24 protein-coding genes and 2 pseudogenes are annotated in these 23,843 nt (G+C 63.2%); 18 read left to right on the top strand and 8 right to left on the bottom strand.

Annotation, left to right across the window (positions count from 1 at the left end):
- Positions 1-271 precede the first annotated feature (271 nt).
- Entirely contained in the window at positions 272-940 is a 669-nt protein-coding gene (locus ACZYX4_RS14585; RefSeq protein WP_463877095.1) for a hypothetical protein, read from the bottom strand.
- A gap of 222 nt (positions 941-1,162) precedes the next feature.
- Between ACZYX4_RS14585 and ACZYX4_RS14580 the strand changes: the two genes are divergently transcribed.
- Positions 1,163-1,291 carry a hypothetical protein gene (locus ACZYX4_RS14580; protein ID WP_463877093.1) on the top strand — a complete coding sequence of 43 codons (129 nt, stop codon included), beginning with the start codon at positions 1,163-1,165 and terminating at the stop codon, positions 1,289-1,291.
- A 1,128-nt stretch (positions 1,292-2,419) separates the two neighbouring features.
- Complete coding sequence (locus tag ACZYX4_RS14575) at positions 2,420-2,956, top strand: hypothetical protein (RefSeq protein WP_463877091.1); 537 nt, start codon at positions 2,420-2,422, stop codon at positions 2,954-2,956.
- Between the two features lie 273 nt (positions 2,957-3,229).
- Here the strand turns inward: ACZYX4_RS14575 and ACZYX4_RS14570 are convergent, their stop codons facing one another.
- A complete protein-coding gene (locus ACZYX4_RS14570; protein WP_463877089.1) occupies positions 3,230-3,952 on the bottom strand; it encodes a class I SAM-dependent methyltransferase in 723 nt (240 codons plus the stop codon).
- A gap of 626 nt (positions 3,953-4,578) precedes the next feature.
- On the opposite strand from ACZYX4_RS14570, the gene ACZYX4_RS14565 reads away from it, so the two are divergent.
- The 3 genes from ACZYX4_RS14565 to ACZYX4_RS14555 are packed head-to-tail and all read left to right on the top strand — an operon-like array spanning position 4,579 to position 6,617.
- The gene (locus ACZYX4_RS14565) at positions 4,579-5,271 is read left to right on the top strand and encodes a histidine phosphatase family protein (RefSeq protein WP_463877087.1); all 693 of its coding nucleotides are present in this window, start codon (positions 4,579-4,581) and stop codon (positions 5,269-5,271) included.
- A 24-nt stretch (positions 5,272-5,295) separates the two neighbouring features.
- Positions 5,296-5,850: a DUF3090 domain-containing protein gene (locus tag ACZYX4_RS14560; protein ID WP_463877085.1), complete on the top strand. Its 555-nt coding sequence runs from the start codon at positions 5,296-5,298 to the stop codon at positions 5,848-5,850.
- On the top strand, positions 5,850-6,617 hold the full coding sequence (locus ACZYX4_RS14555; RefSeq protein ID WP_463877083.1) for an SCO1664 family protein: 768 nt from the start codon (positions 5,850-5,852) through the stop codon (positions 6,615-6,617). The genes ACZYX4_RS14560 and ACZYX4_RS14555 overlap by 1 nt, the downstream gene beginning before the upstream one ends.
- Before the next feature lie 160 nt (positions 6,618-6,777).
- On the opposite strand, the gene ACZYX4_RS14550 is transcribed toward ACZYX4_RS14555, so the two are convergent.
- Complete coding sequence (locus ACZYX4_RS14550; protein ID WP_463877081.1) at positions 6,778-7,485, bottom strand: arsenic resistance protein; 708 nt, start codon at positions 7,483-7,485, stop codon at positions 6,778-6,780.
- 39 nt (positions 7,486-7,524) lie between these two features.
- Here ACZYX4_RS14550 and ACZYX4_RS14545 point away from each other — a divergent pair, with 39 nt between their 5' ends.
- From ACZYX4_RS14545 to ACZYX4_RS14535, 3 genes are read left to right on the top strand one after another with little or no spacing between them, the layout of a single operon-like run.
- Positions 7,525-7,875 carry an ArsR/SmtB family transcription factor gene (locus tag ACZYX4_RS14545; protein ID WP_463877079.1) on the top strand — a complete coding sequence of 117 codons (351 nt, stop codon included), beginning with the start codon at positions 7,525-7,527 and terminating at the stop codon, positions 7,873-7,875.
- Between the two features lie 35 nt (positions 7,876-7,910).
- A complete protein-coding gene (locus ACZYX4_RS14540) occupies positions 7,911-8,138 on the top strand; it encodes a hypothetical protein (RefSeq protein ID WP_463877077.1) in 228 nt (75 codons plus the stop codon).
- 28 nt (positions 8,139-8,166) lie between these two features.
- Complete coding sequence (locus tag ACZYX4_RS14535; protein WP_463877075.1) at positions 8,167-8,400, top strand: hypothetical protein; 234 nt, start codon at positions 8,167-8,169, stop codon at positions 8,398-8,400.
- A gap of 49 nt (positions 8,401-8,449) precedes the next feature.
- On the opposite strand, the gene arsA is transcribed toward ACZYX4_RS14535, so the two are convergent.
- The 3 genes from arsA to ACZYX4_RS14520 all read right to left on the bottom strand — a co-directional run bounded on the left by arsA (position 8,450) and on the right by ACZYX4_RS14520 (position 11,132).
- The gene (arsA, locus tag ACZYX4_RS14530) at positions 8,450-10,213 is read right to left on the bottom strand and encodes an arsenical pump-driving ATPase (RefSeq protein WP_463877073.1); all 1,764 of its coding nucleotides are present in this window, start codon (positions 10,211-10,213) and stop codon (positions 8,450-8,452) included.
- 8 nt (positions 10,214-10,221) lie between these two features.
- Positions 10,222-10,614: an arsenite efflux transporter metallochaperone ArsD gene (gene arsD / locus ACZYX4_RS14525; RefSeq protein WP_463877071.1), complete on the bottom strand. Its 393-nt coding sequence runs from the start codon at positions 10,612-10,614 to the stop codon at positions 10,222-10,224.
- A 158-nt stretch (positions 10,615-10,772) separates the two neighbouring features.
- On the bottom strand, positions 10,773-11,132 hold the full coding sequence (locus tag ACZYX4_RS14520) for a metalloregulator ArsR/SmtB family transcription factor (RefSeq protein WP_463877069.1): 360 nt from the start codon (positions 11,130-11,132) through the stop codon (positions 10,773-10,775).
- Between the two features lie 58 nt (positions 11,133-11,190).
- On the opposite strand from ACZYX4_RS14520, the gene ACZYX4_RS14515 reads away from it, so the two are divergent.
- The 6 genes from ACZYX4_RS14515 (at position 11,191) to ACZYX4_RS14490 (ending at position 15,281) form a co-directional block, all read left to right on the top strand.
- Positions 11,191-12,285 carry a permease gene (locus ACZYX4_RS14515; protein ID WP_463877067.1) on the top strand — a complete coding sequence of 365 codons (1,095 nt, stop codon included), beginning with the start codon at positions 11,191-11,193 and terminating at the stop codon, positions 12,283-12,285.
- A 33-nt stretch (positions 12,286-12,318) separates the two neighbouring features.
- On the top strand, positions 12,319-12,567 hold the full coding sequence (locus ACZYX4_RS14510) for a thioredoxin family protein (protein ID WP_463877065.1): 249 nt from the start codon (positions 12,319-12,321) through the stop codon (positions 12,565-12,567).
- A 112-nt stretch (positions 12,568-12,679) separates the two neighbouring features.
- Positions 12,680-13,036 (top strand): hypothetical protein, encoded by a 357-nt coding sequence (locus tag ACZYX4_RS14505; RefSeq protein ID WP_463877064.1) that lies wholly within the window; start codon positions 12,680-12,682, stop codon positions 13,034-13,036.
- 1 nt (position 13,037) lies between these two features.
- Positions 13,038-14,225, top strand: coding sequence for an OsmC family protein (locus ACZYX4_RS14500; protein WP_463877062.1), 1,188 nt, complete (start codon positions 13,038-13,040; stop codon positions 14,223-14,225).
- 68 nt (positions 14,226-14,293) lie between these two features.
- Entirely contained in the window at positions 14,294-14,773 is a 480-nt protein-coding gene (locus ACZYX4_RS14495; protein ID WP_463877060.1) for a hypothetical protein, read from the top strand.
- A gap of 163 nt (positions 14,774-14,936) precedes the next feature.
- Positions 14,937-15,281: a cupin domain-containing protein gene (locus tag ACZYX4_RS14490; protein ID WP_463877058.1), complete on the top strand. Its 345-nt coding sequence runs from the start codon at positions 14,937-14,939 to the stop codon at positions 15,279-15,281.
- Positions 15,282-15,384: 103 nt separating this feature from the next.
- Here the strand turns inward: ACZYX4_RS14490 and ACZYX4_RS14485 are convergent, their stop codons facing one another.
- Both ACZYX4_RS14485 and ACZYX4_RS14480 read right to left on the bottom strand, forming a co-directional pair.
- Positions 15,385-15,894, bottom strand: a complete 510-nt coding sequence (locus ACZYX4_RS14485) for an SRPBCC family protein (RefSeq protein WP_463877056.1) — start codon at positions 15,892-15,894, stop codon at positions 15,385-15,387.
- A 97-nt stretch (positions 15,895-15,991) separates the two neighbouring features.
- Positions 15,992-18,505, bottom strand: a complete 2,514-nt coding sequence (locus tag ACZYX4_RS14480) for an AMP-binding protein (RefSeq protein WP_463877054.1) — start codon at positions 18,503-18,505, stop codon at positions 15,992-15,994.
- A 295-nt stretch (positions 18,506-18,800) separates the two neighbouring features.
- On the opposite strand from ACZYX4_RS14480, the gene ACZYX4_RS14475 reads away from it, so the two are divergent.
- The 4 genes and pseudogenes from ACZYX4_RS14475 to ACZYX4_RS14460 all read left to right on the top strand — a co-directional run.
- Complete coding sequence (locus tag ACZYX4_RS14475; RefSeq protein WP_463877052.1) at positions 18,801-19,250, top strand: NmrA family NAD(P)-binding protein; 450 nt, start codon at positions 18,801-18,803, stop codon at positions 19,248-19,250.
- An 889-nt stretch (positions 19,251-20,139) separates the two neighbouring features.
- Entirely contained in the window at positions 20,140-20,817 is a 678-nt protein-coding gene (locus ACZYX4_RS14470) for a haloacid dehalogenase type II (RefSeq protein ID WP_463877050.1), read from the top strand.
- A gap of 453 nt (positions 20,818-21,270) precedes the next feature.
- A pseudogene (gene istB / locus ACZYX4_RS14465) lies at positions 21,271-21,855 on the top strand (IS21-like element helper ATPase IstB); the annotation flags it as partial.
- A 1,533-nt stretch (positions 21,856-23,388) separates the two neighbouring features.
- Positions 23,389-23,544, top strand: a pseudogene (locus tag ACZYX4_RS14460) (transposase); the annotation flags it as partial.
- Between the last annotated feature and the right edge of the window lie 299 nt (positions 23,545-23,843).

The raw sequence follows: 23,843 nt of genomic DNA, 5'->3' as shown, positions 1-23,843 counted from the left end.
CGAGCACAGTAAAGCTGTTTTTAGGTGGCCGGCTCAACGAGTTCCGGGCCGTTGTTGCACACACTGTGCGCTGCACCCGACTTCGGGCACTGCCAGCCTCGGCCAATGAAGCCCAGACCGCGGGCAGGAAGGGGGCGCTGCCCATGTTGTGCAGATATTGGTGATCACTTCGGCAATCAACTACATCAGCAGAGGTGTAATGCGTGCGGACACGGTAAAAGGCTGTTCCCGCCTGTCAAAGTGCAAGCAGGAACGGCCTTTGAAACCGTTCTTAGTCTTCGAGAACCTTCAGCCAGACTTCGGAACCCGGCTGGGATAGGTGATGCTCGGTACCGGGAACCAGTTTGCTCGGGCCGAAATACGCGCTGTACACGGAGATGATGTCGTCCCTGTTGCCCTCGATCCCCTTGATCGCGACGTTGAGGATACCGCCGACGACAGCGAGGACTGCGCCGGCGGCCGGGGCAGCACCGCCGACGACTTTGAGCACCTCGGCATTTGTCGCCAGGCTGGAGACTGCCTTGAGAACTTCAGCGGTTGCCTTCGCGCTGTCGCTGTCGGCCACCATGAGCACCACGGCGAGGAAGTCGTGGACCGGCGGTAAAACGAGAGGTGCGCCGTCTTCGTTACCAAACGTGACGGTGGCCTCCACGCCAACTTTCGGGATTTTGAACTTGGTGGGATCGACGGCGTCCAGACCCCAGGGGATTTTCACCGGCTTGAGTGTGCTGTCGACGGCGATGCCGAAGAGATAGGGCTCCGCCATCTTTTGAAAGCGCGGTTCGCTGAGGTCGTGCAGGACGTACTTGGTGATGGCCATGCCGGATAGCGGGATGGGGCCGGCATCCAGGCCTGTTGAGGCATTACTAAGGTCCTCTATTGCCGCGTCGAGGGTCAGTTCGGCCAGATTTACTTCTGTCGCTTCAGCACCGTGCACCATTGCATTCTCCTGTTTGTAAGGATGTGGTGGGGCCATAATGGTCGTCCCCCGCTCTGCTTATCAATAGCCCCCTATAACTTCCTGCTCAGAAGACCTCAAAATGACCACTGCTGACTTCTGGGTAGGCCTCTGCCGCGTGTGTAGCGGTGACCGACGGCGGTACCTCCGCACAAATATGAACCATGAGCACAGCACTCGTGCTGACCCCAAGATTTCGAGATCATGACCAGAGAAGACCCGGCCGACGGGCCTGAGCGCTTCGCCACCGGCTCCTACGCCAAAGTCATGACCCCCGGAGAAGGTGTGTGGACTAACGTCACAGAGGGCGTGTCGCATCGGAAACTGGGTTGATCAGTACACCCGGTCCAGAAGTTTGGCGAGGACCGATGGAGCCGAGCTCGAAAACAACATCGATCCAGAAGCCGGGTGCAAAGCTGAAATTGGCGGCGTCCGGGACCCGCATCGACCATGCGGGCCCCGGCCACTTCAGCGACCCCCATTTCGCGGTTCCGGAGGGCCAACGTGGCGAGCCGGTCAGCTAGCTCGTTCATGGATTGCCGTCGTGTCCGTGGCCCCTTTCGAAGCTGATGTCGATGCCCCGGGCGGAGTCGCGAAGGCGGCGGTATTCGTGTACTTAGTCGGCCGTCCTCCTCGGAGGGTGCCTCATCCGTCCGGGAACGCTCCAGGAGGTCAGGTGCGGCCCTGAAATCGGTCAGCACGGTGAGAGTGCCGGTAGTGTCGCGCAGGACCGGGTGCAGGTTCAGGGTGGCCCGCAGCCCACGGCGGATAGCGGAGAGCTCCCCGGCGCGGATGCCGCCGTGATCCGGCCGTGTGAACGCATTATGGAGTCGGATTGTTAGGGTTGCCGCCAGCAGACCGACGACCTTGTAGCCCTGCAGAAAGCCGGCGGATACGTCCATTAGGTACACGCTTTTTCGTACGTGTCCCATCTGACACGCGTATGTAGAGGCGAGTACTTTGACGCGCACGCCAGAACCGTCGTTATGCACGGCCAAGCGGATTGCCCCTCGGCCTGAGCGGACTCACCATCCGGCGCCGCCCCGGACAAGTCCTGGACCGGCTTCCCCTCGTCGCCGAGTGGCTCGTCCAGGCTGGCGGGCATATGCGTCCCGACGCCGGCGACGTAGGCTCCGGCGATCTTCGGCGCCCGTTCCCTGACCGTCACGATAACCGGGTCAGTGAGAAGCAGCTCTGGCAGGTCCGAGGTTCCGGCGAGGACAAGCCGGCCTTCCTACACGGCCCCCTCCTACCCGCCCGTAGGGTAGCGCAGCGTTTTGGAGTAGGAGCATACTGGATACGCCGCTCAAGCCGATGGGCGCTTGACCGTCCGAGCGGCTCCTTCACCGGCGGTCCCCGGGGACGTCTGCCGGCATCCTCGCGAAGGTGGATGGACTCCTTTCCCACGCTTCGCATCCCCTCGAGAGAAAATATCGGTCTCAGACGGGTAGAAGATCAACGATGAATCGCACCAAGACGGGGCTACTGTCGATGGCCACCGCGGCCGTGCTTGCCATGGGACTTGCTCCTGGAACTGCGGTCGCCCATGGAGGATCCGGGCACGGGGGCTCGGACCACAGCGACGACTGGCGGAACAATGACGATCAGCGCCGGCTGGTCAAGATCCTGCGCCACGTTACCGACGACTATCGCTGGCTGGAGAACGCGAAGGCGGACGGCTACAAGAGAATCACTGAATGCGTCGAGAATCCCCGCGTGGGGGCAATGGGCTTTCACTACGCGAAGCAGGAACTGATCGACGACAAGACCCGGGCCCGAAAGCCTGAGGTTCTCGTGTACATGCCGAATAAGTACGGGCGGTACAAGCTGGTAGCCGCTGAGTTTATATCGACGGCGGCCGAGCGGCCGTCGATTGCCGGCGTCGACTTCGAGGACGGGCCGTTCCCCGGCTCCTACGCGCTCCACGCGTGGGTATGGAGGGACAACCCGGACGGCATGTTCGCAGCCTTTAACCCGGACCTGCACTGCCCGAAGTAACACCCTACCGGTGTGGTCGAGCCTGTCGAGACCCCAACGCTAGCTCGCACCTGCAATAAGCAGCCGGACGCTCCTGCACCTTTCGTGCAGGAGCGTCTTCGTGTGCCTCTCCTCGCCTTCCTGCGTGGCTTTCCCGCCCCCGTGCGGGGCGCTGGCCACACGCCACCAACGACTGTGGGCAGACGTCATCAAGTTAGGCAGATCTAGGGTCCATGCCGCGATTCTTGCACGACCGGCAGTCTTTGGGGCATTTCCGTCCAGTTTGGGGATCCGTCAGCGGGCGTGTGCGATGAACACCATGAAAGATGCGTCAGGGGTGAATGTTGTGCGCGCCCAGTCTCCGTACACGGCATCCACCTCGAAGCCGGCGGCAGCGAGCTGCTGTCGAAGGGTGTCAGCGTGGCGGAAGGCGAAGCGCGCCGTCTCGGTCACGCTCTCAGCGGTTCGCAGGAAGTCGTTGTGGAACCTGGCGGTAACGATGCCACGGTCGGACTCGGACACCTCTGCCCACTCAACGAGCGGGCCATGTGGGGTGTCCCGGCGAGAGCGCTCCAGCAACCCCCAGCTTTCCCACGCACGGGCTCCGGGGTTCCTGCTGTCGAAGGCCAGCACTCCACCTCCTCGCAGATGAGCGCGGAGATCAAGCAACGTGCGTTGCCACTCCGGGTCGAGGATGTGCTGGACGACGTTGCCTGTGAGCACGGCGACATCGAAGTTCCTGGGAGGGATGGCGCGGCTGTCGCCGAGGATCCAGTCCGCCGCGTCCGCTCCTTGCCGACGTCGCGCGAACGCTAGCATCGCCTCGGACGGGTCTATGCCAACAACAGTGCGGGACTCTTGGGCGAAAGTAACTGTCAGGATGCCAGTCCCGCACCCAAGGTCGAGTATGGACTCCGCCCTGTACTCGTCAGCTACCGAGCGGTAGAAGTCGTGGTCCGGTCCATCCGGATTGTCGTGGTCGTACAGGTCAACGAGCCTGGCGTCGTAATCGCTCACAGCTAGACCTTACGCACAGGCGACATACATCCGGAGCCTGCGTCCGTAAGCCGGTCCCCCACCGCGACACCCTCTGCCCGCTCCCCCGCCGTAAAAAACCCCATACAAATATTGGGATCCGGGATAGCGGACATGAAGTCCATTGGGACTTCTCTTCGCCAGGCACGCGAGCAGTTCGAGCAGTTCAGAACCAAGATGGGCGCTGCGCTGGCGCAAGCAGCAATCTAGTAGGCGTTTGAGGCGGGCCGTTCGGGCCGCGTCGTAACCCGCCGTCTTCTCCAAAGAGTGCCGCGCCCTGGTTCTGGGCGCACAGCGCGGGTCGGTGTGGTCCACCACAACCAATGGCACACGACCCGCTCTGAGAGGACGGGAACTACCGGATCCGACGCCGAGCGGGTACAGGACGTCCTCCATGCTGGGGTCGACATGGCCCGGGGGTTTCTGGCTGTGCCGGTTCTTCCGGTTTTGCTGCGTCGGCCATGAGCTGGTTCGTGCGTGCGGAGTCCGTCTGGGCGGCTTTGAGCGCGTCGGCGTGCTTGAAGGTTCCGCCAGTGCGTTATCTGCCTGTTCGACGTCCGACCCGGTTCGGTTCACACCGCTATTGAGCGGGTGGTTAGGCTGGGTGGATGGCGACAGTTATTCTCGTGCGGCACGGCCGCACCACAGCCAATGCCACTGGACTGCTGGCCGGCCGGGCCGTCGGCGTCAGCCTGGACCAGATCGGGCGCGACCAGGCGGCTCTGACCGGAGACCGGCTCGCGGCCGTGCCCGTAGTCGGGGTGGTGTCGAGCCCTCTTGAGCGTTGTCAGCAGACCGCCCAGCTCATCCTCGATCGCCAGGCTGGCACGCCATACGCGCCGATCGATCTCGATCTCACCGAGTGCGATTACGGCCAGTGGCAGGGCCGCACGCTCAGTGATCTCGCGACCGAGGATTTGTGGCCGGTTGTGCAGTCGCAACCGTCCGCCGTCGTCTTTCCCGGCGGTGAATCCATGGCCGCGATGCAGGCTCGGTCGGTGGCAGCGATTCGACGCCACGACGCAGCCTTCGAAGCCGAATACGGTCCAGGGGCCGTGTGGGTGGCGGTGAGTCACGGTGACATCATCAAGTCAATCCTCGCGGACGCGCTCGGCATGCACCTTGACCTGTTCCAGCGTATTAACGTGGGCCCCGCCTCCGTATCGATCGTGGGCTACGGCGCTAGTCGGCCAAGCGTCTACGCGACCAACACCGACGCGGGTGATCTGTCGTGGCTCTCGAACGGCATCCACTCTGGCGATGCGCCGGTGGGCGGCGGTGCAGGGCAAAAGGCGCCATGAACCTCATGTGCCTAAAATATTCATATGCCTACACGTGTTCATGAGTTTCCCTGGCCTGATCGGGTCGTCGTTGGCACCATTGGCCTTCCGGGGGCGCGCACGTTCTACCTGCAGGTGCGCGCAGGGACGCAGATCGTGAGTATTGCCCTGGAGAAGCAGCAGTCGGCTCTGCTCGCGGAGAAGATCGACGAGATACTCGACCAGCTAATCACCGTCGAGGGCAACCCCTTCAGCATACCCACGAGTACTCCCATTGAACTTGTCGACAATGACCAGCTCGAGGCCATTCAGGAGCAGTTTCGCACCGGCGCCATGAGCTTAGGTTGGGACCCAACCACGGCCCAGGTCGTAATAGAGGCCTACCCCATCACCGATCTCGATGCTGATGAGAACGACGAATCCCTTGATGAGGACGGCGCTAACGAGTCCGAAATGCTGCTGGTGCGAATGCCGGTCGGCACCGCCCGCGCATTCGCCAAGCGCACCCGTGAGATCGTGGGCGCCGGGCGTCCGATGTGCTCGCTCTGCGGTTACCCCATAGACGCCGACGGGCACATCTGCACCCTTCCTGAGCTCTGATGCCAGCGCCGGACCTAGTGACCGCCGAGCTGACGCTCACCGGCCGCATCACGACGGCTTCAAACGCTACATTTCTGGGCAGCATCGGCGACGTGGTGGTCGTCTATAAGCCGATAGCAGGCGAGAGTCCGCTGTGGGATTTTCCCCACGGCACCCTGGCTCACCGGGAGGTGGCCGCCTACCTGGTCTCGCAGGTCTTCGGCTGGGACATCGTGCCGCACACCTGGCTGCGCGATGGTCCGATGGGCAAAGGAATGGTCCAGCGCTGGCAGGACCAAGACCCCGCCCAAAGCCCCGTGAACCTGGTCGCGACGGACCACGTGCCGGAGACGGGCTGGAAACACGTTCTCGAGGGACGAGATGAGAACGGACGGATGGTCGCCCTCGTTCACGAAGACTCCCCAGCGCTCAGACGCATGGCGGTCTTCGACGTGGTCGTCAACAACGCCGACCGCAAAGGCGACCACATTCTTGCCATGACCGACGGACACCGGCACGGCGTGGACCACGGGCTCACCTTTCACCGTGACCAGAAGCTGCGCACGGTTCTGTGGGGATGGCTGGGAGACGCTCTGACCGCCGAGGAACGCGACGGCATCGATCGTGTCAGCGAAGGACTGCACGGTGGGCTGGGCCGAAACCTGGCGGACTTGCTCAGCGCCGAAGAAATCGCATCGCTCGCCGCGCGCTGCGCCCGGTTGCGCTTGGCAGGGCGGTTTCCGGCACCGAGCGGTGAGATGTCGGCGGTGCCCTGGCCGCTGTTCTAAGGGAATTACGGCTACGGGCTTCGCAGGCTGTGTCACGTTGACGGCATGGTGCGTCGGTTTCGGCGTAACGTCAGATCTCCACCCCCCAGCTTCCATCGCCCCGCAGGGCGCCTCACGCGGCCGCGAACCGTCATTTGGATGTTCAGGCTTACGGCCACGGTTATGAAGCGTCAGGTCGAGGGGTGGGCGGGCCCGGAACGGCTGGCACCGTCTCCGGGAGGCAGAACCTCAGCCTATCGCCCCAAAATCCGTTGTTGATGCAGTGAAGCGGCACCTCCTCTCCACCTACGTGGAGCGTGGCGTTCTTCATACCGCGTTTGGATTGATCGAAGGTCAACGCAACGGTGCCATCGGGTGAGGTGCAGCGGTAGGCGACGTTCCACGGGCTCGTGTCTTCCGTTTGAGCTCCCCTGGTCACGCCAGCCCCGTCCACGTACTCCCAGTCTTTACCCTTGTACTCGCCGACCTGAACGGCAGAGTTCGGAGCGGAGAGGGCATCGTCACGGCGGGGGTGAGGAAGCGGGTGCGGGCCCAGAGCCACATAGACCAGTGCAACAAGAACCGGGACTTCGATCAAGGGCCCGACGACGCCGGCGAGGGCCTGGCCGGAGGTGACGCCGACGGCTCCGATGGCCACGGCGATGGCGAGTTCGAAGTTGTTGCCGGCGACGGTGAATGCCAGGGTGGTGGTTTTGGCGGAGCCCAGATCCAGCCACTTGCCGATCAGCATGCCGGCACCGAACACCACGAGGAAGCAGACCAGCCGCGGCAGGGCGATCCGGACGACGTCCAGCGGCCGGGAGGTGATGGTGCCGCCCTGCAGGGCGAAGAGCGGGTGATCGTGAAGAGGAGGCCGTAGTATCCCCACCTATATCGATGAATGTCAATCTGCGTGCATAATAGACACATGAATTCTCTGCGAACTGCTGAGCCGGCCCTCGACGAAGCCTGCTGCGCACCGTCCGGCCAGGCTGTCCTCAGCGCAGAAGATGCCCGGCGCAAGGCCCTGATGTTCAAGGCCCTGTCCGACCCCAACCGGCTGCGACTGCTCTCCATCGTCAAAAGTGAGGCCTCGGGCGAATCCTGCGTGTGCGACCTGACCGAGCCGCTGGACCTGGGCCAACCCACGGTGTCCCACCACCTGAAGATCCTGGTCGACGCCGGTCTGCTGCACCGCGAAAAGCGCGGCACCTGGGCGTACTACTCCCTCGTTCCCGGCGCTATGGAGCGGACGGCCGGCATCCTGGCCTCCCTGTGAGCCACGGTCCGAATCCCGACGTCATGATCCAACTGATGCAGGACTCTGATTGGCCCGAGGTCCAAAGAATCTACAGCAAGGGAATCGCAACCTGGGAGGCCACGTTCGAGGCCGGGGTGCCGGACTGGTGCGGTCTCCATGTTTCGAAGCTCGCCGCCCACCGGCGGGATTCTCGGCTGGACTGCCGTGTCCGCCGCTTCCTCCCGTCCGGCGTACTCCGGCGTTACGACGCACCCGTCGACAGAGTCGCCCCACGGATCTGACAACAGGACCGCAAGCAAGGAGGACACCATGCACACCGAGGCTCCCACGACAGAAGAGCGGCTGCGCGCAATGCTGGAGAACGTCAGGACGGCAACCGCCAACACGCGCCAGTCGATGGATTCCCCCGGAGACGAGAACTGGGTGCAGGACGGCGAGTCCGATGCCGAGTACCTGCGGTCGATCCAACGCGACACAATCACCAGGCTGGACGCCACCACCCGGGACATCGAATCACTGCTGGCCCAGCGCCAGGACGTCTAGCCGGCGGGGCCCAGCCCCGCCGCACAAGCGCCGGCGGGCTGGGTCCGCTTCAGGCAGGCAGGGAGCTGAGAGCGGTCAGTGCCGCCAACTTCTCTTCACCGGTGGGTTCTTCGGGCAGCAGCGGAATCAGAGCAAAACGGTCCGTCAGCGTGTGCACCTTGGTGATCTGTTCGATTTCACTCGCGGCGCGGGCCCGCAGGAACGGCGTCTGCGGGTGTGCGGCGGCGATTGAGTTGTTAATGACCCAGGCCCACGGGTTAATTCCGGCCCGTTCCAGATCGCCTTGGAGTTCTTCGGCTTCGAGCACGGGTGTGGTTTCGGCCAGCGTGACAAGAACAACCTTGGTCTGTGCCGGGTCCTGAAGCCGCATCAGGGGCGTCACGAATCCCATCGTGTCGCCGACTTGGCGGGCGATTTCCCGGTGGTAGGAGCCGGTGGCGTCCAGGAGCAGCAGAGTGTGGCCGGTCGGTGCCGTGTCAATCACGACAAAGTGCCGGCGGGATTCCTGGACCACTTTGGAGAACTGTCGGAACACCGCGACCTCGTCGGTGCAGGGGGACAGCAGGTCCTCGGCGAGGGCCGCACGCCCGTCGTCGTCCAAATTCCGGCTCTTGGTCTCCATCACGTGGCTTCGATATTCCTGGATCGCTGCTTCCGGATCGATGCGCGAAACCGTCAGGCCGGGGATGGAACCATGAAGTGTTTCTGTGAGGTGCGCTGCGGGATCAGTCGTGGTCAGGTGGACCGCATGCCCGCGCGTGGCCAGGGCGACCGCAATCGCCGCCGCGACGGTGGTCTTCCCGACCCCACCCTTGCCCATGCACATCACGAGGCCGTGTCCGTCGACCTCCACTTCGTCCACCAGGGCAGCCAGTGGTGCGTCCTCAATCTCGGGCACCAGCGCGGCGTCGAAAGTGCCATCGGCGCCGGAAGTGGGCGCGAACAGGGATTCAAGTGCCGGGATGCCGACCATGTTGCCCGGCTTCAGATCCAGGACATCGCGGGGCAAAGCGGCGACCACCTCCGGAATGGCCCCGAGGGCAGCAGTTTCCCGGGTGCGCAGGGACTGCGCCAGGTCCTCGTCGCCTGCGGCTTCGGGCAGGACGCCGTTGATGACGACATAGCCGCCGCCGATTCCGATCTGGTTGAGTTCGAGGTACGTCCGCTCAATCTCGGCCAAGGACGAGGTCTGCGCGCGGGCGACAAGGACGAGCCGGGTCCTCGCGGGGTCCGTGAGTGCCTGGACTGCCTTGGCGTACACCTGCTTGTGCTTCTCAAGACCCGAGAGTGGGCCGAGGCAGGAGGGATCTCCCTTGCCCGCCTCGAGGAAGTCGGTCCACGACCCGGGCAGCTGCAGGAGCCGTATCGTGTGGCCTGTCGGGGCGGTATCGAAAACGATGTGCTCGTACTCCCCGTAAGAGGTGTCGTCGGCGAGCAGGTTCGTGAACTCATCGAAAGAGGCGATCTCCGTGGTGCAGGAGCCCGAGAGGCTCTCGGCAATGCCGACCAGCTCAACCTCGGGCAGGAGGCCCCGAACGGGCCCGATAATCCGTTCCCGGTACGCCTCGGCCGCCTGCTCCGGGTCAATTTCCAGCGCGGAGAGACCCGGCACATCATGAAGTGGCGTGACGGTGTTCCCGATGCTCACGCCGAAGACCTGCCCGATATTGGAGGCGGGGTCGGTACTGACCAGCAAGACCTTCTGACCGGCCCTGGCCAGGGTGAGAGCTGCGGCGCAGGCTACGGACGTCTTGCCCACACCGCCCTTGCCGGTGAAGAACAGGAACCGCGGCGCGTTTTGCAGAAACTTCACGCCGGGACCTAGCTGCAGCTCGTTGAGCCGCCGCAGCAGCCGCCGGACTTGTCGCTCAAGCCAAGTTCCGGGCGGGACTGCGGTTCAACGCCGGCGTCGCCCAGTCCGGCCAATGCCAGCAGCGTTTCCCTGCCCGGGTAGGTCCCGGTGGCGACCGTGACGCCGTCGACGATCGTGAGCGGAAGGCCCTTGGATCCGACCAGGTGCATGAATCCACGGACCGTCTCGTCCTCCGCGAAGGCGGTCGGTTCGCTGGCGAGGTTGTGGCGCGCAATATCGGCACCGAGGCCCTGAAGATGACGCACATCGGCGGTCACATCCACCAGGGACTGGTCCACGTCGGGGCCGCACACACCGGTGTCACAGCAGAGTGCGGATTCGTAGATTCGGATAGCAGGCATGTGGTTCTCCTTGGCTTTGGTGGTGATTCGATTCAATACCGAACCACGGGACCCTACTCACTCAGGCCGTCGTCCCGGCGGGACTTAACCAGCGTGATTATGGCCCCCCGTCATTGTATCGATATTGATCGATGCCTGGAAGCGGCAGACCCCGGCGGTCAGACTACGCCTGAGCCCAAGGCGTTGGCAACGGCGCGGATGGCCTCGGGGACCACCCTGTAGTGCACGCTCATCCCGCGGCGTTCCTTGGTGAGGAGACCGTTGCCTTCGAGTTTCTTCAGATGATGGCTGACTGTTGGCTCGGACAATCCGACGACCGGCGCAAGATCACAGGTGCAGGCCTCCTGATCCGGCTGGGCCAGCAGATGGGCGATAAGTTGAAGGCGCACCGGATCCGCAAGGGCCTTGAGGCGTATGGCCAGGGCAACAGCATCATCAGGCGTGAGCTGCCGGCCGCTCCCCAGCGGCGGGCAGCAGATCGGCGAAGCGTCATCCAGTACCGGGAGAGTCTTGGGCATAACTTCATCTTCCCAGACATTTGACATATATCAAAGAGGTCGTCATGCTACGTATTAGATGAACGTCGAATATGTCGAATCAGCGGAAACGGAGCAGGCGATGACTGTCGCTGAGCGGGTACCGACCAGCACCAGGGGCCGGGTTGCCGCCCTGGCCGCCGCCGCCGGTCTGTGGGCCCTGCTGTACTGGATTAATGAGTGGCTGTGGGACGTCCTCCTCTACGACCTTCTGGGGCTTGATCCGACGAGCCGGATCGCCGGGACAGTCCACTTCTTCATCTATGACACCTTGAAGATCCTGCTGCTCCTGGCCGGGATCATCTTCGTGGTCACGGTGCTGCGGTCCTTCATGAGCGTCGAGCGCACCCGCGCCCTGCTGGGCGGTCGGCGGGAGGGGGTGGGCAACATCCTCGCGGCGGGTCTGGGTGTGATCACCCCGTTCTGTTCCTGCAGTGCCGTGCCCGCGTTCATCGGGTTCGTCGCCGCCGGTGTTCCCCTCGGGGTCACGATGAGCTTCCTCATCGCCAGCCCGTTGGTGAATGAGATCGCCATCGGGCTCCTGCTGTCCCTGTTCGGCTGGCAGATCACCGCGCTCTACGTCGCCTCCGGACTGGTCGTCGCCGTGGTGGCGGGCTGGATCATCGGCCGTCTGGGCGTCGAACGCTGGATCGAGCCGTTCGTCTTCGACGTTAAACTCGGCGGTAAGACCATCGATCCATCCCTCGGACTGACCTTCGGAGAGCGCATCCAGATGGGGGTCGAGGAGGTCAAGTCCATTATCAGCAAGATTTGGATCTACCTGCTCGTCGGCATCGGGATCGGTGCTCTCATCCACGGTTGGGCGCCGGCTGACTTCTTCGCCACCTACGCCGGACCCGGCAACGGTTTCGGCGTCCTGATCGCCGTCCTGATCGGCATCCCGCTGTACTCCAATGCAGCCGGCATCATGCCGATGGTCCAGGCCCTTTATGAGAAGGGCCTCCCCATGGGGACGCTGCTGGCCTTCATGATGGCCGTCGTCGCCCTCTCGCTGCCCGAAATGATCCTCCTGCGCCGGGTCCTCAAGCTCCCGCTGCTGGCAATCTTCGTCACCGTCACCGGCGCCGGGATCATTGCCGTCGGATACCTCTTCAACTTCATCCTCGCAAGATAACCCTGCACAATAACCTCCGGAAGGAATCACATCGTGATCATCAAAGTCCTCGGCCCCGGCTGCACCAACTGCAAGACCCTCGAGCGCGTCACCAAAGAGGCCATCAAAGACCTCGGCCTCGACGCCACCATTGAAAAAGTCGAAGATTACGCGGCGATCGCCGGATACGGCGTCATGAGCACCCCCGCCCTGGTCGTCAATGAGGAAGTCCTCGTCTCCGGCCGGGTCCCCACACCGGTACAGCTGCGCGAACTGCTCACCGCAGCAACAGCCGCAGGCTGATCCTTGCCCCTGGGGGTCCGTCCGCCGCCTTCCAAGACCGGCCGGCCCCGGAAACACCACGCGCCCCCGTCACCGACGAGGGGCAATCCGGGCAATGGAGGATGATGAGCGTATGGCAAAGACCGTAATTTTTATGTTCCACGATGACAACGCTTCACTGGACGCAGGTTCCCATGTCGCTGAGAGGGTCTGCCAGGTTGCCGGCGGCCAGAGCGTGGAACTTGAGGTGTTCTGCTTCGGTCCGGCGCAGGCCGCCCTCACGGAGGACAGCAGCGACCCGGTGCGTGTTGGATACCGCGAGCAGATTGACGCACTGATTGCCGCCGGCGTCACCGTGCACGCGTGCCTGAACGCAGCGAACGCCGCCGGGACGGCCGAGGCGCTCACCTCACGCGGACTGGCCTTGGAGTTCGCCCGTGATGCCTTCGTCCGCTACGCGCTCGAAGGCGCGGCAGTGATCAGCTTCTGACATGACCCCAACGAGCGACGGCGTAGGCCAGAACCCGGCCGGCGAACGGCGCCAGGAGCCACGCCAGGATTCTCGCTGGGACGTGCCGTTCTGGCTCGCGGAAGCGGCGGACCTGCCCCGCGGAGCGTATGCCTTTGCCGCTCTGGCCCCCACCGCATTCCCGGACGGGGTCTTTGACCGCACCAACCTGGTTGTTGTCTCCAAAAACAGCCCCTGCCTGGGTGACATCGCCGCCTACCTCACCGGAGGCCGGGCCCGGTTCGGCACGCATCTGCTGGACGGCTCCTTTGGGGTGCAGTTCGTGGTCAGGGAAGTCTCCACCGGGGCCACCTGGGAAGTGCGGGAAGAACCTGGCTTCTTCCCGCCGCTGATCGTCCGGTGGGACACCGCCCTCCTCGATGAGGCGCTCACCGACAGCGGAACACTCAGCCAGGCCGACAAGGCCGACCTCGTGGCTGTCAACGAATCCGTGCAATGGAACTGGCGGCGCACCGTGCTGCTGCCCAGCCGCCCCGCCGAGCACTACACCGTCCGGGAACTTTATGCCGAGTTTCCCGCGCCGGCCGCCGAAGCCCGGCGCACCGACGTCGTCAACCGCGACGTTCCCCCGCCCGCACGGTTCAGCAGTCCCTACGAAACGGGATTCGATGCGCCGAAACCCGAAGTTCCCGTGGATCCTGCCCAAACCCTGGGCCGCACGCTACCTGAACGGACCGCCTGCCCGGCCATCTTCCCCAACGACGCCGAAGGAACCCTCATGAGAACTCCACCCACGACATACCGGGTCCGCGGACACGGCGTGGCAGGCCAGGAAGCGTCCATCCAGGCCGCCAACCAGATGATCCCGATCGACGCCAGCTGGGGCGCTGACCAACCGTCCGGGCTGCCCGGACCGGCTGAACTGCTCGCTGCGGCCTTCACCGCCTGTCTGTTGAAGAATCTGGAACGCTCAAGCGCGATGATGCCGTTCAGCTACCAAAGTGCCGAGATCGACGTGCAGGCCCGCCGTCAGGACAGCCCGCCGAAATTCGTCGGGATCGAGTACGAAATCCGCCTCGCAACCAGCGAAAGCCCGCGGCGCGTCGAGCTCCTGCACCGCAACCTCAGCCAGTACGGCACCATTTACAACACCCTCGCCGCCGTCTGCGACGTCCACGGCACCATCGTCGCGGTGGCCCCCGGGCCCTGACATGCCGCCCCGGGAGCCCGTCCGCGGAATGCAAAGCCATCTCCCGCGCAGCCATAACGCGCAGGATCTTGAGCACCGCCCCGAGGTCCATCACGTATCTGCTGGCCCGCGGCGAACAACTGGAGTGGCACGACGTGCTCCCCCATCCGGAGCGCCGCATCCGTCTGACGGTGACGAGCATGGAAGATGCCGGCGCCCGGACCCCGCTGCTGACGCTTGCCCCGCTTGATGACAGCGATTGTCTTTGTCAGTTCATCCCGGGCCAGTACCTGATGCTGGAGGGCACGGCATGTCTCGCCCGCGCCTACCCGATCGGCAGCGCACCCCGTCCCGACGGGACAATCAAACTGCAGATCCGCCGCAGGACGAGGGCCGCGTCACCGGATGGCTCTTTGATAAAGCCGTCTCACAAAACCATGCGGCCGCACTTGGCCCTGCATAACGATTCCACCTCCCTTCACTCCAACCGACACCCTCCTGGACAGTTTGGGCCACCGCTTGAAAAAGCCCACCCGTGTGCTCTGGACAAATGGGGCGATTGGGTCTAAGTATCTGTTAATAGCCGGTTGCGTTGACGCCCGTCCGCAGAGGCCCTCCCGACTGAAGCAGACATGCGGCAACCGGGTAAAAACCCCAAGGTTGCCGCGGGAACCTCACCCCATAAAGCAGCAGTGCCGACCATAGGAGGTCAAGATGTCAGGATTAATTCGCATGAGCCTCGACTCGCCCGAGGAGACGCGCCCCTTCGAAAGCGGAAAGGGCCAGCTCCAACTCGTCAATCTTGAACAGGGCGCCGTGGGCCGAGCCACATTCCTGCCCGGATGGCGCTGGTCCGAGCATGTCAAACCAATCGCCAAGACCGAAAGCTGTCAAGCCGCCCACTTGGGGTACTTCATTTCCGGTCGAATGAAGGTCGTCATGAACGACGGCGAAGAAATGGAGTACGGCCCGGGCGATTTCGCCATCATGGCACCCGGGCATGACGCCTGGGTCCTCGGAGACGAGCCCTGCGTCATCATCGACTGGCAAGGATTCGCCGACTACGCAAAGCCATGAGGCGTAACCGCGCAACCTTAGTTTTGCCAAGACGTGGACCTGTGAGTCCTGAGCGCAGAGAACAGGATTTATAAGGCCGGACCGGTGATGTTGCTTGGGCATCCTAAGGCTCCCGCACCAGCAGCCGGGTGGTGCCGTCGGACCGTGGCTGCAGGACAAATGCCCAGGAAAAATCGAACGGCCCGGGCGGGGAACCGGGAGGAACGCGCAGCACGACGGCGTTGCCCTGGTCCACTAACCCCACTTCCAGGTCAGCGGAAGCAGCCGGGGCCAGGTGAAAGCGATCGCCTGCCTCGATGTCCTGCCACTCCGGGTGGATACGGTCAGCACTGTGGATGTCCAGGCCGGCGAGGTTTTCAAGGAAGTCGTAGCTGTAGAGTCCGCCGCGACCCTGACCCATCTGCGCCAACCAGGGCCACACTGCATCCGCCGGAGCCTCGATGGTGATCGCCCGCGTTGACTGAAGATCGGCAACCGACAGGAAGCCGTCGCCCGGAAGCCCGCCGTCGGCTTCAGCGGCGGTGGCACCCCAACGCAACTGAAAGCGCCGGAACAGGAAGCCCGATGCCACCAGCCCAGCGAACACTGCCGCGGGCCTGGAAGCCTGTCTCATGTTGTGTGGCTTCGTCATCGGGCAATTCTCCAGACCGCGGATTCCGCTGTCACGGGCCATAAGCCCCGGGGCCGGCCCACTCCGGGGTGCACTTCCACTACCACCGCTTCCGGGACAGGGTCCGTCGGTGGGTGGCTGCGTTGACCACGCGCATGCACAGCGCCCAGTACGCTGCCCCCGCGGCGAGCGAGGCCGCGACGGCCAGTGCGGGGCTTATCCCGGCCAGGGGCGGGTAGACCAGCCAGTGGACGAGGTACGCGTAGAGGGAGGCGCTGGCCAACACCACCGTAAGACGGCGGAGGCCCTTCGGCGCCGGGATGCTGGGCAGCCAGATGAGCATCAGGATCCCAGCGACGAGCGTGCATTCCCGGGTCGCGTTGTCGAAGAACCCCGGGACGGTGAGTACCGCAATGGCTGAGACCACGCATCGTTGGGTTACCGTCCGGGACCGTGCAATGGCCCAGCCCAGCGCGAAGAGCCAGAGGGCTGGCGCCGTGTTCGGCACTGACGGGGTAACCAGCTCGTAACGGGTGAGCAGCCCGGCTCCGGTCAGGGCCAGTGGAAGAAGCAGGGGGAAACGCCGCTCGGCGCGGTCCGCCCAGGGAACGGCCAGCAGGGCCGTCATTCCCAGGAACAGGTAGACAAGTATTTCGATGAACCAGAAGTGCCACTGTGTGGTCACGGCCTCCGGCCCGACAATGGCGTTCAGGAGCAGGATATTGGCAGGTGCGTAGTCGTCGGTGATCAGATAGGCGACGGCGATAAACGCCATGCTGGGCAAGACGATTCTGGCCAGGCTGGCCAGCTGCCGCCGCAGGCGCGTGACCCGCTCCCCCGAGAGCTGGAAGCGGGCGAAGTTGTACCCGGCCACGGCCATGAGCACATGGGCCGCGCCCTGCCAGCTGAATAAACCGACGTGTGTACTGATGATCAGGACGATCCCCACGGCCCGCAACACGATGCTCGTTTCGAGCGGCGCAACGAACCGCCGCAGCTTTCCGACCGGGGCAGTACGACGCCGTGGTTCCAGGTCCCGGACAGGAGTCACGTGCCAGTCCGGCGGGAGATGGCCCAGGGCTTGTTCCAGCCTGACCGATGCCGCCACGTACGACAGTGAGTCGCCGCCCAGCGAGACAAAAGTGTCGCCGTCGGCAATGTCGTTGACCTCCAGAGCGTCCTCAAAAATCCTTCTGACGCTGCCGGGGCCGTCGGCCGACCCGTCCGCAGGCGCGTGCACGGGGTCGGGCCGGGACAGCGACAGGACAGCCTGATAATCCAGTTTGCCCGTGGCCAGACGCGGGAGATGTTCGACGGTGTGGACCTGCAGAGCGGCACGGGGCAGACCCACGCCCTGGGCCAGGACCTTTCCCAGCAGGCGCGGGTCGTGGTCGCCCTCGACCGCGACGACGAGGCCGTCGTCGGTCCCGGCGCTGGCTGCCTGCACGCCGAGGTCGGCCAGGATCCGCTCCACCTGCCCGAGGTCAACGCGCAGGCCGACGATTTTGACGAACCTGCTGCGGCGCCCGACCACTTCGTAGACGCCGGTGGGGTGCTGCCGGGCCAGATCGCCGGTGCGGAGCTCACCGATGCTCCGGCCCTTTCCGAGGTCTTCGGCCGTCTCCGCGTAGCCGAGCATGACGTTTGGGCCCGTGTACACGAGTTCGCCATGCTCCAGGCCTGGAACGGGGTCGATGCGGAATGCGCCTCCGGGGACGGGGATGCCAATGGCCCCGGGAACTGTGGCCGCGAGTTCAGGCGGCAGATAAGCCATCCGGGCCGTGGCCTCCGTCTGGCCGTACATCACAAAAAGATCCCAGCCACCCCGGCGGCCGAGTCCGGCGTAGCGTCGCACCGCCTCCGGTGCGAGCCGGCCGCCGGCCTGGGTGACGTAGCGAAGGCCGGGCAACTCCATGTCCGCGAACCCCACCCGTTCCAGGAGTTCAAAGGTGTAGGGAACGGCGGCGAATGCCGTCGCACCTCGGTTTCGGAAAAGCTCCCAGAAGCACGGATCGACGACGGAAAGGTCGGTGAGGACCAGTCCCGCACCGCGGAGCAGGTGGCTGTTGATTACCGACAGCCCGTAGCAGTAGGACATCGGCAGGGTCGTCGCAGCACGGTCGTCCGGGCCGATGTTCAGGTACTCGGAAATAGACTCCGCGTTGGATTGCAGGTTCGCATGCGAAAGACGAACAAGCTTCGGCGAGCCCGTGGACCCGGACGTGCTCAGCAGGAGGGCAAGATCCGGGTGCAGCTCGTGCCGGGTGCCTGGCCGGCGTTCCTCGAGGACGGTGCGCCCGGTCCCTGACCGCACAATGACATCGGGGTCATAGGCTGCAACGAGGGATTCCAGGGCTGCAGGTTTGTCCTCGGGGAGGAGAATCAGCGGGTGCCCACCCGCCAGTGCCGCCAGATAGGCGACGAGCGACTCGACGTTGTTGGCTGCCGTCAGCGCAACGAGGCGCCGTTCGGTGCCGAGCCGGACGGCCAGGTCATCGACGCGCTCCGCCAGTTCCCGGTAGGTCACCGCGATGTTGTCGGTGAGAATGGCGGGTCGGTCCCCGTAGCTCGCAAGATCCGAGGCAAAGGGGACCCGCATGAAATCAAGCTGCATGGTCACCCGAACGATGGTATTAGATTAGGCTCACCTAAGCAAAATTAAGGTACAAAAGTCTTGCGTAATGCCCCGTCGCCGGTCACTGAATATGTCAGTCTGAACGGAGCCCATCAGGGCCGCCCGAACAGCGCCAACCTAGGGCGGGGCTTGAGCGTGGAATACCGCCCCGTCTCGACCTCGATGATCACGATGGCCAGAACTTCGGTCTCCGCACTGCCGCTGTAGGGAACGAGCCCACGTAGTCTTTAGCCCACCATCGCTTTTTCACCAGAAGTCACTTGAGGTGTGATCCATGACCGCGACAGCATCCCCTCCGGGCACCGCCCTTCTCGCCGGTGCCACCGGCGATCTCGGCGGGCTGATCCTGCGGGATCTGGTCGGCCTGGGCGCTACCGTTAGGGTCCTGACACGCCCGGGGACCAACACGGCGCGGATTGCCCAGCTACGTTCCCAAGGCGCCGAGGTGGTTCGGACGCGTTACGACGATCCGGACGGGCCTCCGGAGAGCCTGCGCAAATGTGGACTGCGTGGTCTCCGCTATCAACGGTCTCGACCGCGCAATCGTCGGCGCTCAAGCGCGCCTACTGGAGGCGGCGGCGGCGGGCGTGCCGCGATTCATCCCGTCCGATTTCTCTGTCGGTTACCGTGGTATCCGGCCCCGGAGCAACCGGAACTTACAGCTCCGTCGAGACTTCCCGTAGAGGCTGGACGCAACAGAAATCCGGGCGACGTCGATCCTTAACGGCGCCTTCACCGACATGCTCTCCGGGCAGGCACCTATGATCCTCTCTTCCCGGCACCGCGTGCTCATTTTGTCCGACCAGACCAGGTGCTCGACTTCACCACCAAGGACGACACGGCCACCTACACCGCTGCCGCCGCTCTCGACGACCGGGCCCCCGCGCCCTCCAGATCGCAGGACACCAAGTCACCGCGAGGACACTGGCATCCACAATGTCCGACCTGACCGGGACCCAATTCCGGCTCCTCTACGCGGGGAGCGTCGGTTCCCTGACTGCTATGGGCCATGCAATCAAAGCACTCATGCCCGCCTCGGACGACCCATTCCCGCCGTGGCAGGGCATGCAGTACTTCGCCAGCATGTTCAGCGGAGACGCGAGAACCTGGGCTACATCAACAACGACCGGACGGCAGGCGGAAATAGACGACCTCCCGGGACGTCCTGGAGCAGCACCGGCAGCAAAGCAGCCTACCTAACCGGCAGCCGATCACGGTCGTCTCGTCCAGCATCTTAAGTACGATTGACCAATAAGACAGGCTGGCCGCTCGCCTGGGAACTCCAGAAGTTCGCGGCACGACACGGATACAGGTTGTCTTCAAATGCCGTCCCCCAGTGGGCAGTTTCACAGACTGCAAATTATTCGGGATTAAGAGAATCGGGCGACGGCCAATGGCTGTGATCGCCAGGCAAGGGTTTCCATCATTGACCAGAACCTTGATCTGTAACTAACTGCAGTCAAGGCCGCCGGCGCTGGCACGACAACACTTACTAATCCGCAAATGTTCCGTGTGCCACAGCCTTGAGGCCTCCTAGAACCTGTGGCTGTCCAACAACGCAAAGAAGGGGGAGACTTGGCCGAAGAGTCTGCACACCACTACAAGGAGAATTCATGACCAACGCCTTGCCAGTAATCGTCTTTGATGTCAACGAGACTCTCTCCGACATGTCCCCCATGGGCGAACGCTTCAGCGAGATCGGCGCGCCGGCTGAACTGGCCAAACTCTGGTTCGCTACTCTGCTGCGCGACGGCTTCGCCCTTACGGCCAGCGGCGACAAGGGATCCTTCGCCGCCATCGGGGCCGAGGCCCTCCGGGGACTTCTTACCGGGGTGGGACTCAACCGGCCACTTGAGACCGCGGTCGAGCATGTCATGGGCGGCATGACGGGCCTGAGCGTACATCAGGACGTCCCGGACGGAATTAGGGCACTCGCCGCTGCCGGGTTCCGGCTCATCACACTCAGCAACGGCTCTGCCGAGATCGCCGGGAAGCTGCTCACCGACGCCGGAATCCGTGACGAGTTTCAGTCGCTACTCTCGGTCGAAGACGCGGCCGCCTGGAAACCCGCACGGGCATCCTACGAATATGCCGCCGTCGACTGCGGGGCTGACCCCGCCGACATGGTGCTGGTCGCCGTCCATCCATGGGACATCCACGGCGCCGCCCACGCGGGTCTGCGCACGGCATGGTTGAACAGGGCTGGGGGAAGCTACCCCGGCTACTTTCAGGCTCCTGAATTTACAGTCACCGCGCTGACCGAGCTTCCCGCGGCCCTGACAGCAGCGTGACATGCACCGTTGACCCCCGTGCGGATCGGAATGGGGGGCGACCGCTGTGCCCAGGACATGCATCATCACCCGGATCAGATCCGCAGACCGACAGCTTGGTCGGGCCTTCCCTCCGCAACCCAGCCCGGCCATCCAGACGACACCCAAGCCGTCCCCGGCGGACATCGGCCTACCGGACATGAACCGGCCGTCCCGCTTAATAAGCGATGCTGAGGATATTGTCAGAGCTCCCTGACGTTTGTGGCCCCATGAGTTCTGGCTCAAAGACTCAGACGCCTGGAGCCATAGGACGAACTACCCTAGTGCCGGGCGCGTCACGGTGGGACCATGCAGACATGAGCGAGAACGCACAGCGCCGTTAGGGCGCTTCTGCTCCTGGCGGCGAGGACCAACACGTGCCGACCCCGCCTGGAGATCATCCCGGCAAACCGTCCCCGCAGCAGCTGAGCACCCTCCATCCGAAGGATCAAAGCAGCGAACTTTCCCCGGGACAAGTGGCTGGGAGATTTCGATTTCGACGCTAACCCGAACATCAACGCCGCAACCATCCACACCCTCGCGACCGGGGACTGGATCCGCAAAGGAGCACCCCTGTGCCTCATCGGCGACTCCGGGACCGGCCAGTCTCACCTGCTCATTGGTCTCGGCACGGCCGCGGCGGAGAAGGGCTACCGGGTCAAATACACCCTCGCCACCAGGCTCGTGAACGAACTCGTTGAAGCAGCTAACGAGAAGGTTCTCGCCAAGACCATCGCCCGTTACGGCCGCGTCGACCTGCTCTGTATCGACGAGCTCGGCTATATGGAACTGGACCGGCGCGGCGCCGAGCTTCTCTTCCAGGTCCTCACCGAAAGGGAAGAGAAGAACTCCATCGCCATCGCAAGCAACGAGTCCTTCTCGGGCTGGACCAAGACCTTCACAGACCCGAGGCTGTGCGCTGCGATTGTCGATAGGCTCACATTCAATGGGGCAATCATCGAAACCGGCACAGACTCTTATCGCCTCGCACACAGCCTCAACAGGGCAGCTCCCGGATAGCCATAAAGCAGGACCGTGGTGGTTGGCGGGCTTCGATGCGGACCGCCACCAACGTCGGCCTAAATGAACATCTGGTGAACTACTCTAAGAGAACGAGAATTACGCTAGACGCCGGACTTTCCCTGCTAGATATTCAATTTACTGCAAGCCATATAGGCGTCGATAAACAAGAGACTCCGGAGGCATGCTGTAACCTTCAATTTCCATGCTGGTTGAATTTAGGGGGAATACTATGTCCTTTAGGCGTCTCTTACTAATTCCTATCACTGCAATGATCCTGGCACTCATGGCTCCAGTTGCGGCTAACGCCGACTCATCACAAAAGAATGCCGGTCCGGGCGAAAAGACGATTTGTCCGGGCATCTCTTACATGCTCACCGGGACCGATGGCGAGCAGCTGACGGCGGAAGAGTCTCGACTCATGGAGAAGCACCTACGCAGGAGGTGCGTAAACGACAAAACGGTTGTGGCCCAAAAGGGGAAAAGGGCAAGCCGACTGACGGTACGGTGACTCCGATGGCTCACTGGACCAGCTATGGTTACCTCGCGGCGAATCTCGCGCTGTCCCCGGGACAAATGACATACAGCGCCCCAGCGAGTTCCATGCCCAACGGCGTGTGGAACTCGCTGACTTGTTCCATACAGCGAAACTGGGACAGTTGGCAGTTCTGCGGGTCTGCATCGGGCACTGGGACATATCTTTCCACCTGAAGCAACTGGGAGTGCCCCTACCCGGGCCAGCAGATTGCTCTTGAAGCCTGGCTTGATATCAACGACTCTAATTTCTACGATGTAGTGTATGGCCAGACCATGTAACCTAGAGGACAAATATGTACACGATTAGGCCGGAAATTGTTAGTGCCGAAGGAAACTTAGCTTACCTTCTGTCCGTTGACCGAGGACTTCGTGTTACTCCGACTTCGAGAAGACGAGCCCGGTAGTCTACGTAAAAATGACCGGCCTAGTCGCACAGTGGAGACGGAACGGTTCACGCTGCGTGTTGGAATTGGGGAGCCCGTTCCCATGTCGCATTCAGTGTCAACTGGGGAAGGGCCATTTCTTGGAATAACTGATCTGGCATTTCCTAAAAGCGCTCCCCTAAATCTTGAGGAAACATTTACCTTGGCATCACAGAACTGCCGTATCGACTTCCGCATCTAACTTGGGCCTACAGGTCTTCGGAGGTCCGCCCAAGGACTGAGCCCCGGACAGAAATGCCCGGGGGCTCAGTCCTTTTCCTATCGAACTCAATAGACGCCTAGGAGCACGATCGTTGACACAAAGTTCGGTAGGACCGGATCTTTGCAACGGGAAGCATCCGAACCAACAACCACCCCGCCAGAGGAAGAGCCCGCTAATTTGGACCGCAGCAGAGACACAACCCAAGCCCTGCGGCATACGGCACCCGGAACTTGGATCACCGCGCGCCGCACCGGGCGGGAGCCAGTGGACTTCGAGTGGGTCCAGATATAGCCGTCCTACCGGGGCCACAGATACTTGACACACCCAGGATGGCGTGAAGCGGGTGATCTCGTGAACAAGGAGATCAAAAGACGCACTGCCGTCATCGGGGTCTTTCCCAACCCGGCAGCCCTTCTCCGGCTTGCCGGCGCGGTCCTGGTCGAGCAACATGACGAATGGGAAGCGCGCGACCGCCGCAACCTCTCCGAGGCCTCCATGGCCGAACTCAAGGCCATGAACAAGGGGTTCCCCTATTCCGCCGCGGCAACAAATTTACGATCAAAGGCGCGGCCTTCTCAACCGGGGGTGAGCGCCACTTCCCGCGCACGGTCGTCGATGTCGCCATCTGGCACCATCCTCCAGGTTTCCGCATCGACGTCAGCCAGGCCCTGGGCGGAGCCTGGAACCTGATCAACGCGGCTCTTCAAGGTTCCCGGGGAAATAGGTTCGTGTTGTAGCTAGCAGAGGACTCGTGGTCCTGCTGGGATGAGTGTTACTACGCATTCAACCTGAACAGGAACCACGAG

This window comes from Pseudarthrobacter leeuwenhoeki, assembly GCF_055412885.1.
This window is presented reverse-complemented; position numbering and strand designations above follow the sequence as displayed.